The organism is Pseudomonas sp. GM55 (genome assembly GCF_000282395.1).
Taxonomy (GTDB): Bacteria; Pseudomonadota; Gammaproteobacteria; order Pseudomonadales; family Pseudomonadaceae; genus Aquipseudomonas; species Aquipseudomonas fluorescens_CC.
The window spans coordinates 1-14,189 of sequence record NZ_AKJJ01000064.1; the positions used below are offsets into that span (position 1 = coordinate 1).

Here is a 14,189-nt window from a genome sequence, read left to right on the forward strand (position 1 = left end):
GTGAATATCCGGTGTTGTGGCCAGTGGGGCAGGAAACGCTGAGGTTCGGGATTAACCATGAAGAAATTCTCCTAGCCTTCGAGGCGATTGAGGCCGGTCACATCGCCAAAAGTGTTGAGCATCTTGCCGTACACGAACAACGGAACATTCTGCAACCTGCTATGTACAACAACAAAGGTCTGCAATGGTTGCTGCGCGGTAACCACGCCTCCTACGTCACCAACTTGCCTTCTGGTGCCGCTCAAGCCATCGAGCTGACCCTGGCCAGTCAATGCCATCCCGTCGATGACGGGCGAACCATAGATTTTGGCAACAATCCCGTTGCCAACCTGGCCGACATCAAGCAACGCATGGCCTTCGTGTTGAAGGCGGCGAAGCAGTTTGACGATTTACTGCACAGCGACAAGCGCGACCAGATTGAGCAGTCAATTCGGGAAATTGCCTTCAGTGGAGGCGTACGGTGAGTCTCTTGCAGCGTGTGGGCTGGCGACGTGGAGTGTTGGCGCTGGCCGTCGTGACCCTCCTGATAGTCGCAGCAGTTCAAGTCTTGTCGGATGAGCCAGAAATTGCGTTGGTGACTGGCGAGCCTTGGGAAGATATGCGCCAGCGCTCCACTGCAACCATAGGTCCAGCTATCCCGGGGCATTATGGGTTCGACATCCCCAGTACCGATGCTCGCCTGCGTTTCGTAGACCCTCAATACGGGTTTTTGACCCCATTGGCGCGCTTCCTCAGCGTAAGTTTCGATGATGAGCGAGTTGGTAATGTCCGCATGTCCCCACAAATCGAGCCACTACTACTCGACGACGCCATCAAGGTCGTGCTGGATCTGCAAGAGCAATGGCGCAAAGCTGGCTGGACACCCATCCGGGTCAAGGAAGATCCACCGTTCGCCAACACGCCAGAGTGGCGAGCCCGATTGCGGGACGTGAACAAGGGCGGCACGTCCTATTGGCAAGCAGGTAACCAGTATCAAGTGATGCTGGTAGTCGGGCGTTTCAGGGACGACAAGCGTCCTACGGAAGAGCGCTACCTCATAACGCTGGGGCTCGCCACGCCATGGGTGAATCCTTGACCCCGCGCATTGATGACGAGCGCACCATAGGTTTTAGCAACAACCCCGTTGCCAACCTGGCCGATATCAAGCAACGCATGGTTTTCGTGCTGAGGGCGGCGAAGCAGTTTGATGATCTCCTGCATAGCGACAAACGTGAACAGATTGAGCAGTCGATTCGGGATATCGCTCTAGGTGGGGGCATCCGATGAGCCTGATGCATCGCGTGGGTTGTCGACGTGGTCTCGTGGTACTAGCAGTCACGGTTTTCTTGACAGTGGTGGTGATTCAACTCCTGTCGGACGAGCCGGAAATCGCCTTGGTGATTGGCGAGCCATACGAAACCATGCGCCAGCGCTCCAGCGCAGGCATCGATCCGGCCATTCCCGGACATGTATCGTTCAACATTCCGAAGTCCGATGCCCGCCTGCGATTTATAGATACCCAGTATGGCTTTGTAACTCCGCCGGCCCGATTTTTTGTGATTTTTTATAACAAAGAGATGATTATCAGCGTCCGCATGTCCCCACAGGTCGAGCCGCTATTGCTCGATGACACCCTCAAGGTCGTGCTGGACCTGCAAGAGCAATGGCGCAACGCTGGCTGGGTGCCCATACGGGTCAAGGAGTTCCCATCGTTCGCCGACACCCCGCAATGGCGTGATCGATTGCGAGAGACAAACAACGTTGAAAAAGCCTACTGGCGAGCAGGTGACAAGTACCAACTGATGCTGGTGGTCAGTCGCTTCAGGGACAACAAGCGTCCCACCGAGGAACGCTACCTCATCACATTGGGAATCCACCGATCACGGGGCGTGCAATGAGTTTGTTGCAGTGCATAGGCTGGCGGTGCGGTGCGGTGCGGTGCGTTGGCACTGGCGGTCGCATCCTTCCTGACGCTGTCAGCGATTGAATGGCTGTCTCAAGTGCTGTTGGTAGTGAGTCGCTTTCGGGGCAACAAGCGCCTTACGCAAGAGCACTACCTCATCTGGCTGTCACTGGCCACGCCATGGACGAGTCCTTGACCCTGTATAGCTAGTCATTGCTGGTGGATACCTTCCAGAAACTCCTGACCTGCAAGCTGATGCAACTGTAGGAGCGAGCTCGCTCGCGATGATCGTTAACGATGCCGCGTGTTTACTGACTGAACGCGGCGCTCTTGAGTCCATCGCGAGCGAGCTCGCTCCTACAGGTACAGGTTTTGCGGTGTGCCGCCGTTCAGGTGATTACATCCGCGCCAACGCCTGCGCCAGATCGGCACGCAAGTCCTCGACATCTTCGACCCCCACCGACAACCGCACCAACCCGTCGCCGATGCCCAGTTCTGCGCGGGTATCGGGTGGAATGGTGGCGTGGGTCATGATCGCCGGATGTTCGATCAGGCTTTCCACGCCGCCCAGGCTCTCGGCCAGGGCGAAGATCCGCACGCTCTCGAGGAAGCGTTTGGTGCCCGCCAGATCGCTGTTGAGGTCGAGGGAAATCATCCCGCCAAAACCGCGCATTTGCCGTTGGGCCAGTTCGTGTTGCGGGTGCGAGGGCAGACCGGGGTAGTAGACCCGTGAGACTTGCGGCTGACGCTCCAGCCACTGCGCCAGGTCCAGCGCATTACTGCAATGACGCTCCATGCGCAATGCCAGGGTCTTTACGCCACGCAGGGTGAGGAACGCATCGAACGGGCCGGCGATGGCACCGACGGCGTTTTGCAGGAAGCCCAGGCGCTCGGCCAGTTCGGCGTTCTGCCCGACCACGGCGATGCCGCCGATCACGTCGGAGTGGCCGTTCAGGTATTTGGTGGTCGAGTGCAGCACGATGTCGAAACCCAGTTCCAGCGGGCGCTGGATCCACGGGCTGGCGAAGGTGTTGTCGGCCACGCAGAGAATGCCGCGCGCGCGGCAGGTGCGGGCGATGGCGGCAAGGTCGGTGAGGCGCAGCAGCGGATTGCTCGGGGTCTCGACCATGACCATCCGTGTGTCGTCCTGCAGGGACGCCTCGAACGCCGCCAGGTCGGTCAGGTCGACGAAGCTGAAGCGGTGCCCGGCGCTGCGCTGGCGCACCTTGTCGAACAGGCGGAAGGTGCCGCCGTAAAGGTCGTTGCCGGAGACGATGTGCGAGCCGGCGTCGAGCAGTTCCAGCACGGTGGAAATGGTCGCCAGGCCCGAGGCGAACGCAAAGGCCCGGGTGCCGCCTTCCAGGTCGGCCACGCAGCGTTCCAGCGCCCAGCGCGTCGGGTTGTGCGAACGCCCGTAGTCGAGGCCTTTGTGCACCCCGGGGCTCTGCTGCAGATAGGTGGAGTTGGCATAGATCGGCGGCATCAGCGCCCCGGTCGACGGGTCCGGCGTTTGCCCGGCATGGATCACGCGGGTGGCGAAGCCGCGCGGTGGGGCATTTTCATCGTGCTGACTCATGGCAGGGATCTCCGCAGGTGGTTGAGCATGTCGGTTCGGGTAATCAGGCCGTGGAAACCCGAGGCGTCCTTAATGATCGCCACCAGCCCACGGCCCAGCTCTGCCTCCAGATCAGCCAGCGTGGCATCGGGGGACAGGGTTTGCAGCTTGTCGGTCATGGCGCTGGCCACGGCTTTGCGGAAGTGCGCAACGTCTTCATGCACCCCCAGCAGGATGTCGGACTCGTCGATCACGCCGACCAGTTGCTTGCCGTTCACCAGCACCGGCAGTTGCGACACATCCGCCAGGCGCATGCGCTGAAAGGCGGTGAGCAGGGTGTCATCGGGGCCGACGCTGATCACCCGGCCGTCCTCGAAGCGCCGCGCGATCAGGTCGCGCAGGTCACCGTATTGCTTGCGTTGCAGCAGGCCCTGATCGTTCATCCACTGGTCGTTGTAGATCTTCGACAGGTAACGCGTACCGGTGTCGCAGACGAAGCTCACCACCCGTTTCGGCGTGGTCTGTTCGCGGCAGTAACGCAGTGCGGCAGCCAGCAGGGTGCCGGTCGAGGAACCGCCGAGGATGCCTTCGGCGCGCAGCAGTTGGCGGGCGTGGTCGAAGCTTTCTTCATCGCTGATCGAATAGGCGTGGCGCACGCTGGACAGGTCGGCAATCGATGGAATGAAGTCTTCGCCTATGCCTTCCACCGCCCACGAACCGGGCGTGCCGAGGGTGCCGCTGCGGCTGTACTCGGCCATTACCGAACCGACCGGGTCGGCCAGGACCATTTCCAGATCCGGCTGCACGCGTTGGAAAAAGCGCGTCAGCCCGGTCAGGGTCCCGGCGGAACCGACGCCGACGACGATGGCGTCCAGATCATGCTGGGTCTGCGCCCAGATCTCCGGCGCGGTGCTGTATTCATGGGCCAGCGGGTTGGCCGGGTTGTTGAACTGGTCGGCGAAGAACGCGTCGGGAATATCCGCGGCCAGCCGCGCGGCGACATCCTGGTAGTACTCGGGATGGCCCTTGCCGACATCGGAGCGAGTGATGTGCACCTCGGCGCCCATGGCCTTGAGGTGCAGGACCTTCTCGGTGGACATCTTGTCCGGTACCACCAGCACCACCCGATAACCCTTGGCGCGGCCGACCAGGGCCAGGCCGAGGCCGGTGTTGCCGGCGGTGGCTTCGACAATGGTGCCACCGGAGCGCAGGCGGCCATCGCGCTCGGCGGCATCGATCATTGCCAGACCGATACGGTCCTTGATCGAACCGCCGGGGTTCTGGGATTCGAGTTTGAGAAACAGCGTGCACGGGCCGGTATCGAACCGGCTGACCCGTACCAGAGGTGTGTTGCCGATCAGTTCGAGCACGGCAGGGCGGGAGTTGTCAGGCATGTCGTCACTTCCTTGCGCAAATACGCACTGGGTGGACAGTGGCCTGCGGTGTGCCATCAGGCATCGATCGCAGGCATTGCATCGCTAGAACCATAGGCCGGGATCGGGTCTGCCACAACCTCATGTGGCCAGCCGGTCGCCTCGACGCTTTTTCCTCGCCAGCGACCACAAAAAACATAATTTCGCTAATTCCCGGCTCCGAACAGAATGCGGCCAACACCCTGACACCGATAGCCGTAGCAGAAGAACAACAGTGATCAGAATCGAGGCGGCAGCCATGACCGACCTGAATCAAACCACCTTTCAGAAGTGCACAGCCATGACAGTTGATAAAACCGAAATTGATACGCTTGTTGTTGGCGCCGGCCAGGCCGGCGTGGCCATGAGTGAACACCTGAGCAAACTCGGTGTGCCCCACCTCGTGCTGGAGCGCAACCGTATCGCCGAGGCCTGGCGCACTGGCCGCTGGGATTCGCTGGTGGCCAACGGTCCTGCCTGGCACGACCGCTTCCCGGGCCTGGAATTCGACGGCCTGGACCCGGATGCCTTCGCCGGAAAAGAGCAGGTGGCTGAGTACTTCGAGGCCTACGCCCGCAAGTTCAACGCGCCGATCCGCACCGGTGTTGAAGTCAAGACAGTAGAGCGCAACGCGGATCGCCCGGGTTTCACTGTTGAAACCTCTGATGGCGTGATCGAGGCCCGCCACGTGGTGGTCGCCACGGGTCCGTTCCAGCGTCCGGCCATTCCGCCGATTGCTCCGCAAATCGCTGGCATCAGCCAGATTCACTCGGCTCAATACTACAACCCGCAGCAACTGGCCGAAGGCGCCGTACTGGTGGTGGGCGCCGGTTCTTCGGGCGTGCAGATCGCCGATGAACTGCAACGTTCCGGCAAGCAGGTCTACCTCTCGGTGGGTGCCCACGATCGTCCGCCGCGCGCCTACCGCAACCGCGATTTCTGCTGGTGGCTGGGGGTGCTCGGCGAGTGGGATGCCGAGGCCATGCAACCTGGCAAGGAGCATGTGACCATCGCCGTGAGCGGTGCCCGTGGTGGCCACACCGTGGACTTCCGCCGGCTGGCTCATCAAGGCATGACCCTGGTCGGTCTGACCCAAGCGTTCAACGGCGCGGTGGTGAGCTTCGAAAATAACCTCGCCGACAACATCCGGCGCGGCGATGAAAACTACCTCGCGCTGCTCGACAAGGCCGACGCCTATATCGAACGCAACGGCCTGGACCTGCCGCTGGAGCCCGAAGCCCGCGCCATGCTGGCCGATCCGGACTGCGTGACCAAGCCGATTCTTGAGCTCGACCTGGTGAAGGCCGGTGTCACCACGATCATCTGGGCCACCGGTTACTCCACCGATTACAGCTGGCTGAAGGTCGATGCCTTCAAGGAAAACGGCAAGCCGCAGCACCAACGCGGCGTGTCGGCGGAGCCCGGCGTGTATTTCGTCGGTTTGCCGTGGCAGTCCCGTCGTGGCTCCGCGTTTATCTGGGGCGTTTGGCACGACGCCAAGCACATTGCCGATCACATCGTTAAACAGCGCACTTATTTCAACTATCGGGATGCGACTCAGCGTCAAGCCGACGCCGCCCGTGCACCTCTTCAGAAAGCCAGCCTCATGGGAGTTCGTTAATGCCTACTCATACCCGCATCCGCATGTTCAACACCAAAGACACCTACCCCAACCAGACGCTCGACAACGACCTGTGCCAGGCCGTGCGCGCCGGCAACACCGTGTATGTCCGTGGTCAGGTCGGCACCGATTTCAACGGCCAACTGGTGGGCCTCGGTGATCCGCGCGCCCAGGCGGAACAGGCCATGCGCAACGTCAAGCAACTGCTCGAAGAGGCCGGCAGCGACCTGAGCCACATCGTCAAGACCACCACTTACCTGATCGACCCGCGCTATCGCGAGCCGGTGTACCAGGAAGTCGGCAAGTGGCTCAAGGGTGTGTTCCCGATTTCCACTGGCCTTGTGGTCAGCGCCCTCGGCCAGCCGCAGTGGCTGATGGAAATCGATGTGATCGCTGTCATCCCTGAATAAGGAATTCGCCATGACCTTTTCCATCGTTGGTCGCTGCGCCGAGACCGGCCAGCTGGGCATTGCCATCAGCTCATCGAGCATTGCCGTCGGCGCGCGTTGCCCCTGGCTGCGGGCCGGTGTCGGCGCAGTGTCGAGCCAGAACATCACGCTGCCGGCCCTCGGCCCGCAGATCCTCGATGAACTGGCCAACGGCTCGGCGCCGCCCCAGGCGCTGGACCACTCATTGACCCGCAATGGCTACAGCCAGTACCGCCAGGTGGCGGTGGTCGATGCCCAGGGACGCACGGCGGTGTTCAGCGGCAACCATGCGCTGGGCATCAACAACGCCCTGGCCGGCGACCAATGCGTGGCGGCTGGCAACCTGCTGGCCAACAGTGGGGTGATCGAGGCGATGGTCGCGGCGTTCGAAAACAGCGAAGGCTGCCTCGCCACCCGCCTGATGAGCGCCTTGCAAGCCGGGCAGGATGCTGGGGGCGAAGCCGGCGCGGTGCACTCGGCGGCGTTGTCGGTGGTCGGTGACCTGACCTGGCCGATTGTCGACCTGCGGGTGGATTGGGCCGATGAAAACCCGATCGGCGAGCTGGGCAAACTGTGGTCTGCCTACGAGCCGCAACTGCAGGACTACCTGACCCGCGCCCTCAATCCGACCGTGGCTCCGAGCTATGGAGTGCCCGGCGATGAGTGAGTTGCGCAGCCGCGCCATGCTCGCGCGATTGATCGGGTTCGCCACGGTCAGCCGCGATTCGAACCTGGCGCTGATCGAGTTCGTGCGTGACTACCTGCACGAACTGGGCGTGGATTGCGAACTGATCTACAACGCCGAGCGGACCAAGGCCAATCTGTTGGCCACGGTCGGCCCGCGCGTGGCCGGCGGCATCGTGCTGTCCGGACATACCGATGTGGTCCCGGTGGACGGTCAGGCCTGGACGGTCGAGCCGTTCTGCCTGAGCGAGGCGCACGGCAAACTTTACGGGCGCGGCACCGCGGACATGAAGGGCTATCTGGCTTCTGTGTTGGCGGCCGTGCCGATGTTTTTGGAAAGCCCTTTAAAGCGCCCGGTGCATTTGGCGTTTTCCTACGACGAAGAAGTCGGGTGCCTTGGCGTTCGCGGGTTGCTGGAGGTGCTGCCCCAGCGTATCCCGGCACCGGCGTTGTGCCTGATCGGCGAGCCGACCGAACTCAAACCGGTGCTCGGTCACAAGGGCAAGCTGGCGATGCGCTGCCACGTACACGGTGCGCCGTGCCATTCGGCTTACGCGCCTTATGGGGTGAACGCCATCGAGCAGGCCGCACGGCTGATCGGTCGGCTGGGTGAAATCGGCGCCACGCTGGCCCGCCCGCCATTGCACGACAAGCGCTTCGATCCGGCGTTCTCGACCGTGCAGGTCGGGGTGATCCAGGGCGGTACGGCGCTGAACATCGTTCCAGCGGACTGCCGTTTCGATTTCGAGATACGCGCCTTGCCGGACTTCGCCCCGCAAGTGGTCGTCGATGAGCTGCGGGACTACGCCGAGCAGATGTTGCTGCCGGCCATGCAGGCCGTTGATACCGATACGGCTATCCGCTTTGAAAAAATCTCGGCCTACCCCGGCTTGGCGACACCCGCCGACAGCGCGGCGGCGCGGCTGATTGCCGAGCTATGCGGCAGCAATGATTTCAGCACCGTGGCCTTTGGCACCGAAGGCGGGCTGTTCGATCAGGCCGGCATACCGTCGGTGGTCTGCGGCCCCGGCAGTATGGACCAGGGGCACAAGCCCGATGAATTTGTCAGCGTCGAACAGATGGCGGCCTGTGACCGCTTGATGGATCGCCTGGCGGCTTACTTGAGTGAATCCGAACACCCATAACAACAAAGGGCCATTCAGGCCCGAGGAAGCGATCCATGTCCAGATCCTTGCGTTGCAGTGTTCCGTTTGCCCTGGCGTTGTTGAGCGCCGGTGTGTGGGCGGCCCCCCAGGACCTCACCGTGATTTCCTTCGGTGGTGCTACCAAACAGGCTCAGGATAAAGCCTATTTCCAGCCCTTCAACGCCAGCGGCGCGGGCAACATCATCGCCGGGGAATACAACGGCGAGCTGTCGAAGATCAAGGCCATGGTCTCGGCCGGTCACACCAGTTGGGACGTGGTGGAAGTCGAAAGCCCCGAGTTGTTGCGCGGCTGCGAGGAGGGTCTGTTCGAGAAGCTCGATGCGGGACGCTTCGGTGATTCGGCGAACTTCGTGCCGGGTGCGCTGACCGAATGCGGGGTGGCCACTTACGTGTGGTCGATGGTCATGGCCTATGACCAGAGCAAGCAGGCCAAGGCGCCGCAATCCTGGGCGGACTTCTGGAATGTCGCCGACTTCCCGGGCAAGCGCGGCCTGCGCAAGAGCGCCAAGTACACCCTGGAAATCGCTTTGCTGGCCGACGGCGTCAAGGCTGACGATGTGTACAAAGTCTTGAACACCCCGCAAGGCGTGACGCGGGCCTTTGCCAAGCTCGACCAGATCAAGCCGAACATCCAGTGGTGGGAGGCGGGCGCACAACCGGCGCAGTGGCTGGTGGCCGGGGACGTGGTGATGAGTGCGGCCTACAACGGCCGGATTGCCTCGGCGCAAAAAGAAGGCATGAAACTGAGCATCGTCTGGCCGCAAAGCCTGTACGACCCGGAATACTGGGCGGTGGTCAAAGGCACGCCGAACAAGGCGTTGGCCGAAAACTTCATCGCGTTTGCCAGCCAGCCGCAGACGCAAAAAGTCTTCTCGGAAAACATCCCTTACGGGCCGGTGCATCGCCAGACCCTGCCATTGCTGCCCAAGGCCGTGCAAGAGCAGTTACCGACCGCCGAGACCAACCTGGCCGGTGCACGGGCAGTGGATGCGGAGTTCTGGGTTGACCATGGCGAGGAGCTTGAGCAGCGCTTCAACGCCTGGGCTGCGCGCTGATACAGGCACCGCATAACCCTGTGGGAGCGGGCTTGCCCGCGAAGGCGATGGGCCAGTCAACATTAATGTTGCATGTGCCGGCCTCTTCGCGGGCAAGCCCGCTCCCACAGGGATTTCGTCGTTCAATTGTTTAGTGAATGGCGCGATCTGTTGTGCTTTGTTTTTAGCTGTAATTGAGTTTTTCTGCTGGATAAACCTGATAACAGCGCAATCTTTTTTAACGTTTAAAGGCACAAATTAACTAATTTTCCTCTCTTCATTCTTTGTCCATGATCGCTCCCAACAAGAAATGCGCCGTCCCGTCTGCGCACACCGAAGTACGAACACGTACTCATCCTTGCCTTGGAGTTCGTCATGTCCACCACCGCTTCATCCGCCCCGCTCATTGAGAAACACACGATCGGGTACGTCCCCCCTGAGGATCGCCACGGAAAGGTCAAAGATCTGTTCACCCTGTGGTTCGGCGGCAATATCGCGCCGTTGCCCATCGTCACCGGCGCGCTCGGCGTGCAGTTGTTCCACCTGAACCTGGTCTGGGGCATTGTCGCCATCATCGTTGGCCATCTGGTCGGCGGTGTGCTGATGGCGTTGCACTCGGCGCAAGGCCCGCAGATGGGCATTCCGCAGATGATCCAGAGTCGCGCACAGTTCGGTTCATTGGGCGCGTTGCTGGTGGTGGTGATTGCCGGCGTGATGTACATCGGTTTCTTCGCCTCCAATATCGTCCTGGCCGGCAAGTCGCTGCATGGCGTGGTCGAGAGCGTGCCGGTATCGGTCGGCATCGTCCTCGGCGGTCTCGGTTCGGGGATCATCGGCATCATTGGCTACCGCTTCATCCACGTGCTCAACCGCATCGGCACCTGGGTGCTGGGCCTGGGCATCGTGCTGGGCTTCGGCTACATCCTGACCCACGTGCAGACCGATGACTTCCTGACCCGCGGCAGTTTCAACATTTCCGGCTGGCTGGCCACGGTGTCGCTGGCGGCGCTCTGGCAGATCGCGTTCGCACCGTACGTGTCCGACTATTCGCGTTACCTGCCCAAGGACGTGAAAGTCAGCGCGACCTTCTGGGCGACCTACCTCGGCTCGTCGCTGGGTTCGATCCTGTCCTTCGTGTTCGGCGCCGTCGCCGTGCTGGCAACGCCGGAGGGCATGGACACCATGGACGCCGTGAAGCTTGCAACCGGTGCCATCGGCCCGTTGATGCTGGTGCTGTTCCTGCTCAGCGTGATCAGCCACAACGCCCTGAACCTGTATGGTGCCGTGCTGTCGGTGATCACCTTGCTGCAAACCTTCGCCCACCGCTGGATTCCGACGGCGCAAAGCCGGGCGGTGCTGTCGCTGATCATCCTGGCCGGTTGCTGTGTGGCGGCCATCGGCGCCTCGGCGGACTTCATCGGGCACTTCGTCGACCTGGTGCTGGCGTTGCTGGTGGTGCTGGTGCCCTGGACCGCGATCAACCTCATCGACTTCTATGCGATCCACAAGGGTGACTACGACATCGCCTCGATCTTCCGTGTCGACGGTGGCATCTATGGCCGCTTCAATCCGCAGGCCCTGCTGGCTTACGCCATCGGCATCGTGGTGCAGATTCCGTTCATGAACACGCCGATCTACACCGGCCCCGTGGCGGTACATATCGACGGTGCGGATCTGTCGTGGCTGGTCGGCCTGGCGGTCACCACACCGCTGTACTACTGGCTGGCCAACCGTGACACGGCTTATCGTCGGCGCCAGACCATGGCCGGGTTGATGCCAACCAACAGCTGATCGGGTATCTGGAACAGATTTACCGGGTTGAACGGTTGTGAACGCCAGGGATGGCTGTTTTTCGGGCGTATGGTTATGCTCAGCGCGTTTGCCAATCGCCAGATAAAAACAACCACAGTGAAGCCATGAGCCAATCAGACACACGTGCGACTGTTCTAGCGCTGTATCCAGAAGACTCCCGTGAGGCAGCGGCATTGCTCAAGCAGGCCGTGCCGCTGATGGTTCGCCACAACATTCCGCCCAATCCGGTGCATTACGCGCTCTGGTACACCTACAGCAAAGGCCAGGAGCCGGAACTCAATCGGCACCTGGACCGGGTCGTCAACGATTTCGACTACTTTCCTCCGGAGTCCGCCGCTAAACTGTTTCGCGAGTACATCATCCGTGATGAGCTGGCGGACGCTCGCGCCGGGCAACAGGACGCGATCAATCTGGTTGATGATATGGAGCGCGATGTTTCGCGCAGCGTGAAGGGCAATCAGAATTTCCAGGCCAGCCTCGGCCAATACCTGCAAATGCTTGAAGAACCGACCAGCGAGCGCTTGCCGGGCATCCTGAGCCAACTGCAAAAGAGCACCCAGCTCATGCAGAGTCAGCAGGAGCATTTCCTCGCCCAGTTGCAGTCCGCACAGCACGAAATCAAAAGCCTGCGGGACAAACTGGAGCGCGCGCAATTGGCGGCGACCCTCGATGGCCTGACCGAGCTGCTCAACCGTGCCACTTTCAACCGCAAACTTGAACAGGCAATGAGCAACGCGGCGACCGGCGTGGCGCTGGTGATGCTGGATATCGACCACTTCAAACAATTCAATGACCAGTACGGCCATCCCCTGGGCGACCGGGTGCTTCAGCATGTCGCCCAGGTGTTGCGCGATTCGCTGCCGGCCGAGGCCTTTGCCGCGCGTTATGGCGGTGAAGAATTCTGTGTAGTGCTCAAGGATTGCCCGGATCTGGCGGCTGCCGGTGCTTATGCCGAGCGCCTGCGCCTGAAAGTCCAGGCGCTGCGGGTCAAGGCCCGGGGCACCGACACCGTGCTGGACACCATCACCGCGTCGTTCGGCGTGGCCCATGCACAACCCGGCGACACCCCGGAAAGCCTGGTGACCCGCGCCGACGACGCGCTGTACCAGGCCAAGCGCAACGGGCGCAATCAGGTACGTCAGCAACCCGACGTACCGGTCGAGGCCCGTTAGCCGAGGATGAAGTAGACGTCATGTTTTCCCGATTTGTACGCCTGTGGAACTGAAAACCGTTCTTGCACTCGTAACTTTCACGGGCGACCCAGGGGTTACGCATTCGCATTGAACGCCCGGCATGGCTGTAAAGCCGGGAGGGTGGCATGGAAAACGACTCGATGTTCAGGTTCGTTGCGGGCTACCTGTTCGTGTGTGCCCTGCTGGCATGGGGTGTGGCCCAGGCGTCTCCCTGGATTGCCTCGCACCTGCTGCTGAGCTGGATTCTCTAGCGCCGACCCTCGATGCCACGCTCAACAACTCCCGATACCGAAAGCACCGCGACCTGTAGGAGCGAGCTTGCTCGCGATGGTCGTTAACGATGCCGCGTGTTTACTGAATAAACGCGGCGCTCTTGAGTCCATCGCGAGCAAGCTCGCTCCTACAAATTCAAGGATTGAGCCAGTTGCCGGCGCTGCCGGATCAGTGGAACGGAAAGATGTAGTTCATCCATGCGGCCATGCGCAGAAGGATCTTGCGCATCATCGCGATGTGATGGAAATGCTGGCTGTACAACGCCGCCTGGCCGTAGGACCCGCCGGGCATCTGGCTGCTGTATTGGGCATAGTCGGGGTCGGTGATCTCAATGATCACCGGGACCCGGCCGGCCGGTGGTGAACCGGTGAAGCCGATCAGCGTGCCCGAAGGTTGAACCTGGCCTTCGGCGATGACCGAAACCACGGTTTTGACCCTGCCTTCGAATACTCTCCCGGGAATGCCGTCAAAGGCGACTTCGGCCTCGTCGCCCTCGGTCAGGCGCAACAGGCTGTTCTGGCGCATCCACGCGGCGAAATAATGCCCTTCATCGGGAATGAAGACCATCGAAGGGCGCAGCGGCAACTTGGTCGCCATCATACCCGGACGCAGCGAAACATGGGTGACGAAGCCTTTGCTCGGCGCACGGACCGTGGTGTTGTCGAGTTCGTATTGCGCGTTGTCCAGTTGGGCCTTCAGGTCATCACTGCGAGAGACCACAATGTCCAGTTCCCGTTGGGTACTGAAATTACGCTTGATCAACTCGGTGATCCGGGCGCGGTCGGCCTGGGCGGCAATCAGTTGCGCCTTGAGGGATCTGACCCGGTATTCGAAAGGCGCGGGATCGATGCTGAACAGCACATCGCCTTTTTCCAGGGGCTGGTTGGATTTCACCGGCACGTCGATCACCGGGCCGCTGACCACGGGTATGACCGGCACCGATACGAAATAGGTACGCGCCACCTCGGAGTAGGGGTGGTTGTAGTTCATGGTGAAAATCAGCGCGCCGATGATCACGATCCCGCCCAGTACCGCTGTGGGCACCGTCCATTTGTTCAGGGGGATGCGGAAGATCTTGAAGATGGCAACGCAGAGTGCGGCATACGTCAGAATGAGTAAAAGATCCATG

At 61.3% G+C, this 14,189-nt stretch carries 15 protein-coding genes; 12 read left to right on the forward strand and 3 right to left on the reverse strand.

The window, feature by feature from the left end; translation table 11 throughout:
- The 4 genes from PMI31_RS17885 to PMI31_RS17900 form a co-directional block, all read left to right on the forward strand.
- The coding region (locus PMI31_RS17885) for a DUF2515 family protein (RefSeq protein WP_008019618.1) at positions 1-464 on the forward strand (464 nt) is incomplete at its 5' end.
- Positions 461-1,075, forward strand: a complete 615-nt coding sequence (locus tag PMI31_RS17890; RefSeq protein ID WP_008019620.1) for a hypothetical protein — start codon at positions 461-463, stop codon at positions 1,073-1,075. The genes PMI31_RS17885 and PMI31_RS17890, both read left to right, overlap by 4 nt.
- A complete protein-coding gene (locus tag PMI31_RS17895) occupies positions 1,060-1,266 on the forward strand; it encodes a hypothetical protein (protein ID WP_008019621.1) in 207 nt (68 codons plus the stop codon). Before PMI31_RS17890 ends, PMI31_RS17895 begins: the two co-directional genes overlap by 16 nt.
- Positions 1,263-1,877 carry a hypothetical protein gene (locus tag PMI31_RS17900; RefSeq protein ID WP_008019624.1) on the forward strand — a complete coding sequence of 205 codons (615 nt, stop codon included), beginning with the start codon at positions 1,263-1,265 and terminating at the stop codon, positions 1,875-1,877. The genes PMI31_RS17895 and PMI31_RS17900 overlap by 4 nt, the downstream gene beginning before the upstream one ends.
- Positions 1,878-2,279: 402 nt before the next feature.
- Here PMI31_RS17900 and PMI31_RS17905 read toward each other — a convergent pair whose 3' ends face one another.
- Together PMI31_RS17905 and PMI31_RS17910 are read right to left on the reverse strand one after the other, a co-directional pair.
- Positions 2,280-3,458, reverse strand: coding sequence for a trans-sulfuration enzyme family protein (locus PMI31_RS17905; RefSeq protein WP_008019625.1), 1,179 nt, complete (start codon positions 3,456-3,458; stop codon positions 2,280-2,282).
- Positions 3,455-4,831: a pyridoxal-phosphate dependent enzyme gene (locus tag PMI31_RS17910; RefSeq protein WP_008019627.1), complete on the reverse strand. Its 1,377-nt coding sequence runs from the start codon at positions 4,829-4,831 to the stop codon at positions 3,455-3,457. The genes PMI31_RS17905 and PMI31_RS17910 overlap by 4 nt, the downstream gene beginning before the upstream one ends.
- 277 nt (positions 4,832-5,108) lie before the next feature.
- On the opposite strand from PMI31_RS17910, the gene PMI31_RS17915 reads away from it, so the two are divergent.
- The 8 genes from PMI31_RS17915 (at position 5,109) to PMI31_RS31635 (ending at position 13,038) form a co-directional block, all read left to right on the forward strand.
- Complete coding sequence (locus PMI31_RS17915) at positions 5,109-6,470, forward strand: flavin-containing monooxygenase (RefSeq protein WP_008019628.1); 1,362 nt, start codon at positions 5,109-5,111, stop codon at positions 6,468-6,470.
- On the forward strand, positions 6,470-6,880 hold the full coding sequence (locus tag PMI31_RS17920) for a RidA family protein (RefSeq protein WP_003201555.1): 411 nt from the start codon (positions 6,470-6,472) through the stop codon (positions 6,878-6,880). The genes PMI31_RS17915 and PMI31_RS17920 overlap by 1 nt, the downstream gene beginning before the upstream one ends.
- Positions 6,881-6,890: 10 nt before the next feature.
- Positions 6,891-7,565, forward strand: coding sequence for a DUF1028 domain-containing protein (locus PMI31_RS17925; protein WP_008019629.1), 675 nt, complete (start codon positions 6,891-6,893; stop codon positions 7,563-7,565).
- The gene (gene argE, locus PMI31_RS17930) at positions 7,558-8,727 is read left to right on the forward strand and encodes an acetylornithine deacetylase (RefSeq protein WP_008019631.1); all 1,170 of its coding nucleotides are present in this window, start codon (positions 7,558-7,560) and stop codon (positions 8,725-8,727) included. The genes PMI31_RS17925 and argE overlap by 8 nt, the downstream gene beginning before the upstream one ends.
- 35 nt (positions 8,728-8,762) lie before the next feature.
- The gene (locus PMI31_RS17935) at positions 8,763-9,803 is read left to right on the forward strand and encodes an ABC transporter substrate-binding protein (RefSeq protein ID WP_008019632.1); all 1,041 of its coding nucleotides are present in this window, start codon (positions 8,763-8,765) and stop codon (positions 9,801-9,803) included.
- A gap of 354 nt (positions 9,804-10,157) precedes the next feature.
- Complete coding sequence (locus PMI31_RS17940; protein ID WP_008019634.1) at positions 10,158-11,573, forward strand: purine-cytosine permease family protein; 1,416 nt, start codon at positions 10,158-10,160, stop codon at positions 11,571-11,573.
- A 125-nt stretch (positions 11,574-11,698) separates the two neighbouring features.
- Positions 11,699-12,766, forward strand: coding sequence for a GGDEF domain-containing protein (locus tag PMI31_RS17945; RefSeq protein WP_008019635.1), 1,068 nt, complete (start codon positions 11,699-11,701; stop codon positions 12,764-12,766).
- A gap of 146 nt (positions 12,767-12,912) precedes the next feature.
- Complete coding sequence (locus PMI31_RS31635; protein ID WP_008019636.1) at positions 12,913-13,038, forward strand: hypothetical protein; 126 nt, start codon at positions 12,913-12,915, stop codon at positions 13,036-13,038.
- 190 nt (positions 13,039-13,228) lie between these two features.
- On the opposite strand, the gene PMI31_RS17950 is transcribed toward PMI31_RS31635, so the two are convergent.
- A complete protein-coding gene (locus PMI31_RS17950; protein WP_008019637.1) occupies positions 13,229-14,188 on the reverse strand; it encodes an HlyD family secretion protein in 960 nt (319 codons plus the stop codon).
- Position 14,189 lies beyond the last annotated feature (1 nt).

Excerpts from the sequence above, each read along its gene's own strand:
- PMI31_RS17895 (WP_008019621.1), top strand. The coding sequence starts at position 1,060 with ATGGGTGAATCCTTGACCCCGCGCATTGATGACGAGCGCACCATAGGT.
- PMI31_RS17900 (WP_008019624.1), top strand. The coding sequence starts at position 1,263 with ATGAGCCTGATGCATCGCGTGGGTTGTCGACGTGGTCTCGTGGTACTA.
- PMI31_RS17905 (WP_008019625.1), bottom strand. The coding sequence starts at position 3,458 with ATGAGTCAGCACGATGAAAATGCCCCACCGCGCGGCTTCGCCACCCGC.
- PMI31_RS17910 (WP_008019627.1), bottom strand. The coding sequence starts at position 4,831 with ATGCCTGACAACTCCCGCCCTGCCGTGCTCGAACTGATCGGCAACACA.
- PMI31_RS17915 (WP_008019628.1), top strand. The coding sequence starts at position 5,109 with ATGACCGACCTGAATCAAACCACCTTTCAGAAGTGCACAGCCATGACA.
- PMI31_RS17920 (WP_003201555.1), top strand. The coding sequence starts at position 6,470 with ATGCCTACTCATACCCGCATCCGCATGTTCAACACCAAAGACACCTAC.
- PMI31_RS17925 (WP_008019629.1), top strand. The coding sequence starts at position 6,891 with ATGACCTTTTCCATCGTTGGTCGCTGCGCCGAGACCGGCCAGCTGGGC.
- argE (WP_008019631.1), top strand. The coding sequence starts at position 7,558 with ATGAGTGAGTTGCGCAGCCGCGCCATGCTCGCGCGATTGATCGGGTTC.
- PMI31_RS17935 (WP_008019632.1), top strand. The coding sequence starts at position 8,763 with ATGTCCAGATCCTTGCGTTGCAGTGTTCCGTTTGCCCTGGCGTTGTTG.
- PMI31_RS17940 (WP_008019634.1), top strand. The coding sequence starts at position 10,158 with ATGTCCACCACCGCTTCATCCGCCCCGCTCATTGAGAAACACACGATC.
- PMI31_RS17945 (WP_008019635.1), top strand. The coding sequence starts at position 11,699 with ATGAGCCAATCAGACACACGTGCGACTGTTCTAGCGCTGTATCCAGAA.
- PMI31_RS31635 (WP_008019636.1), top strand. The coding sequence starts at position 12,913 with ATGGAAAACGACTCGATGTTCAGGTTCGTTGCGGGCTACCTGTTCGTG.
- PMI31_RS17950 (WP_008019637.1), bottom strand. The coding sequence starts at position 14,188 with ATGGATCTTTTACTCATTCTGACGTATGCCGCACTCTGCGTTGCCATC.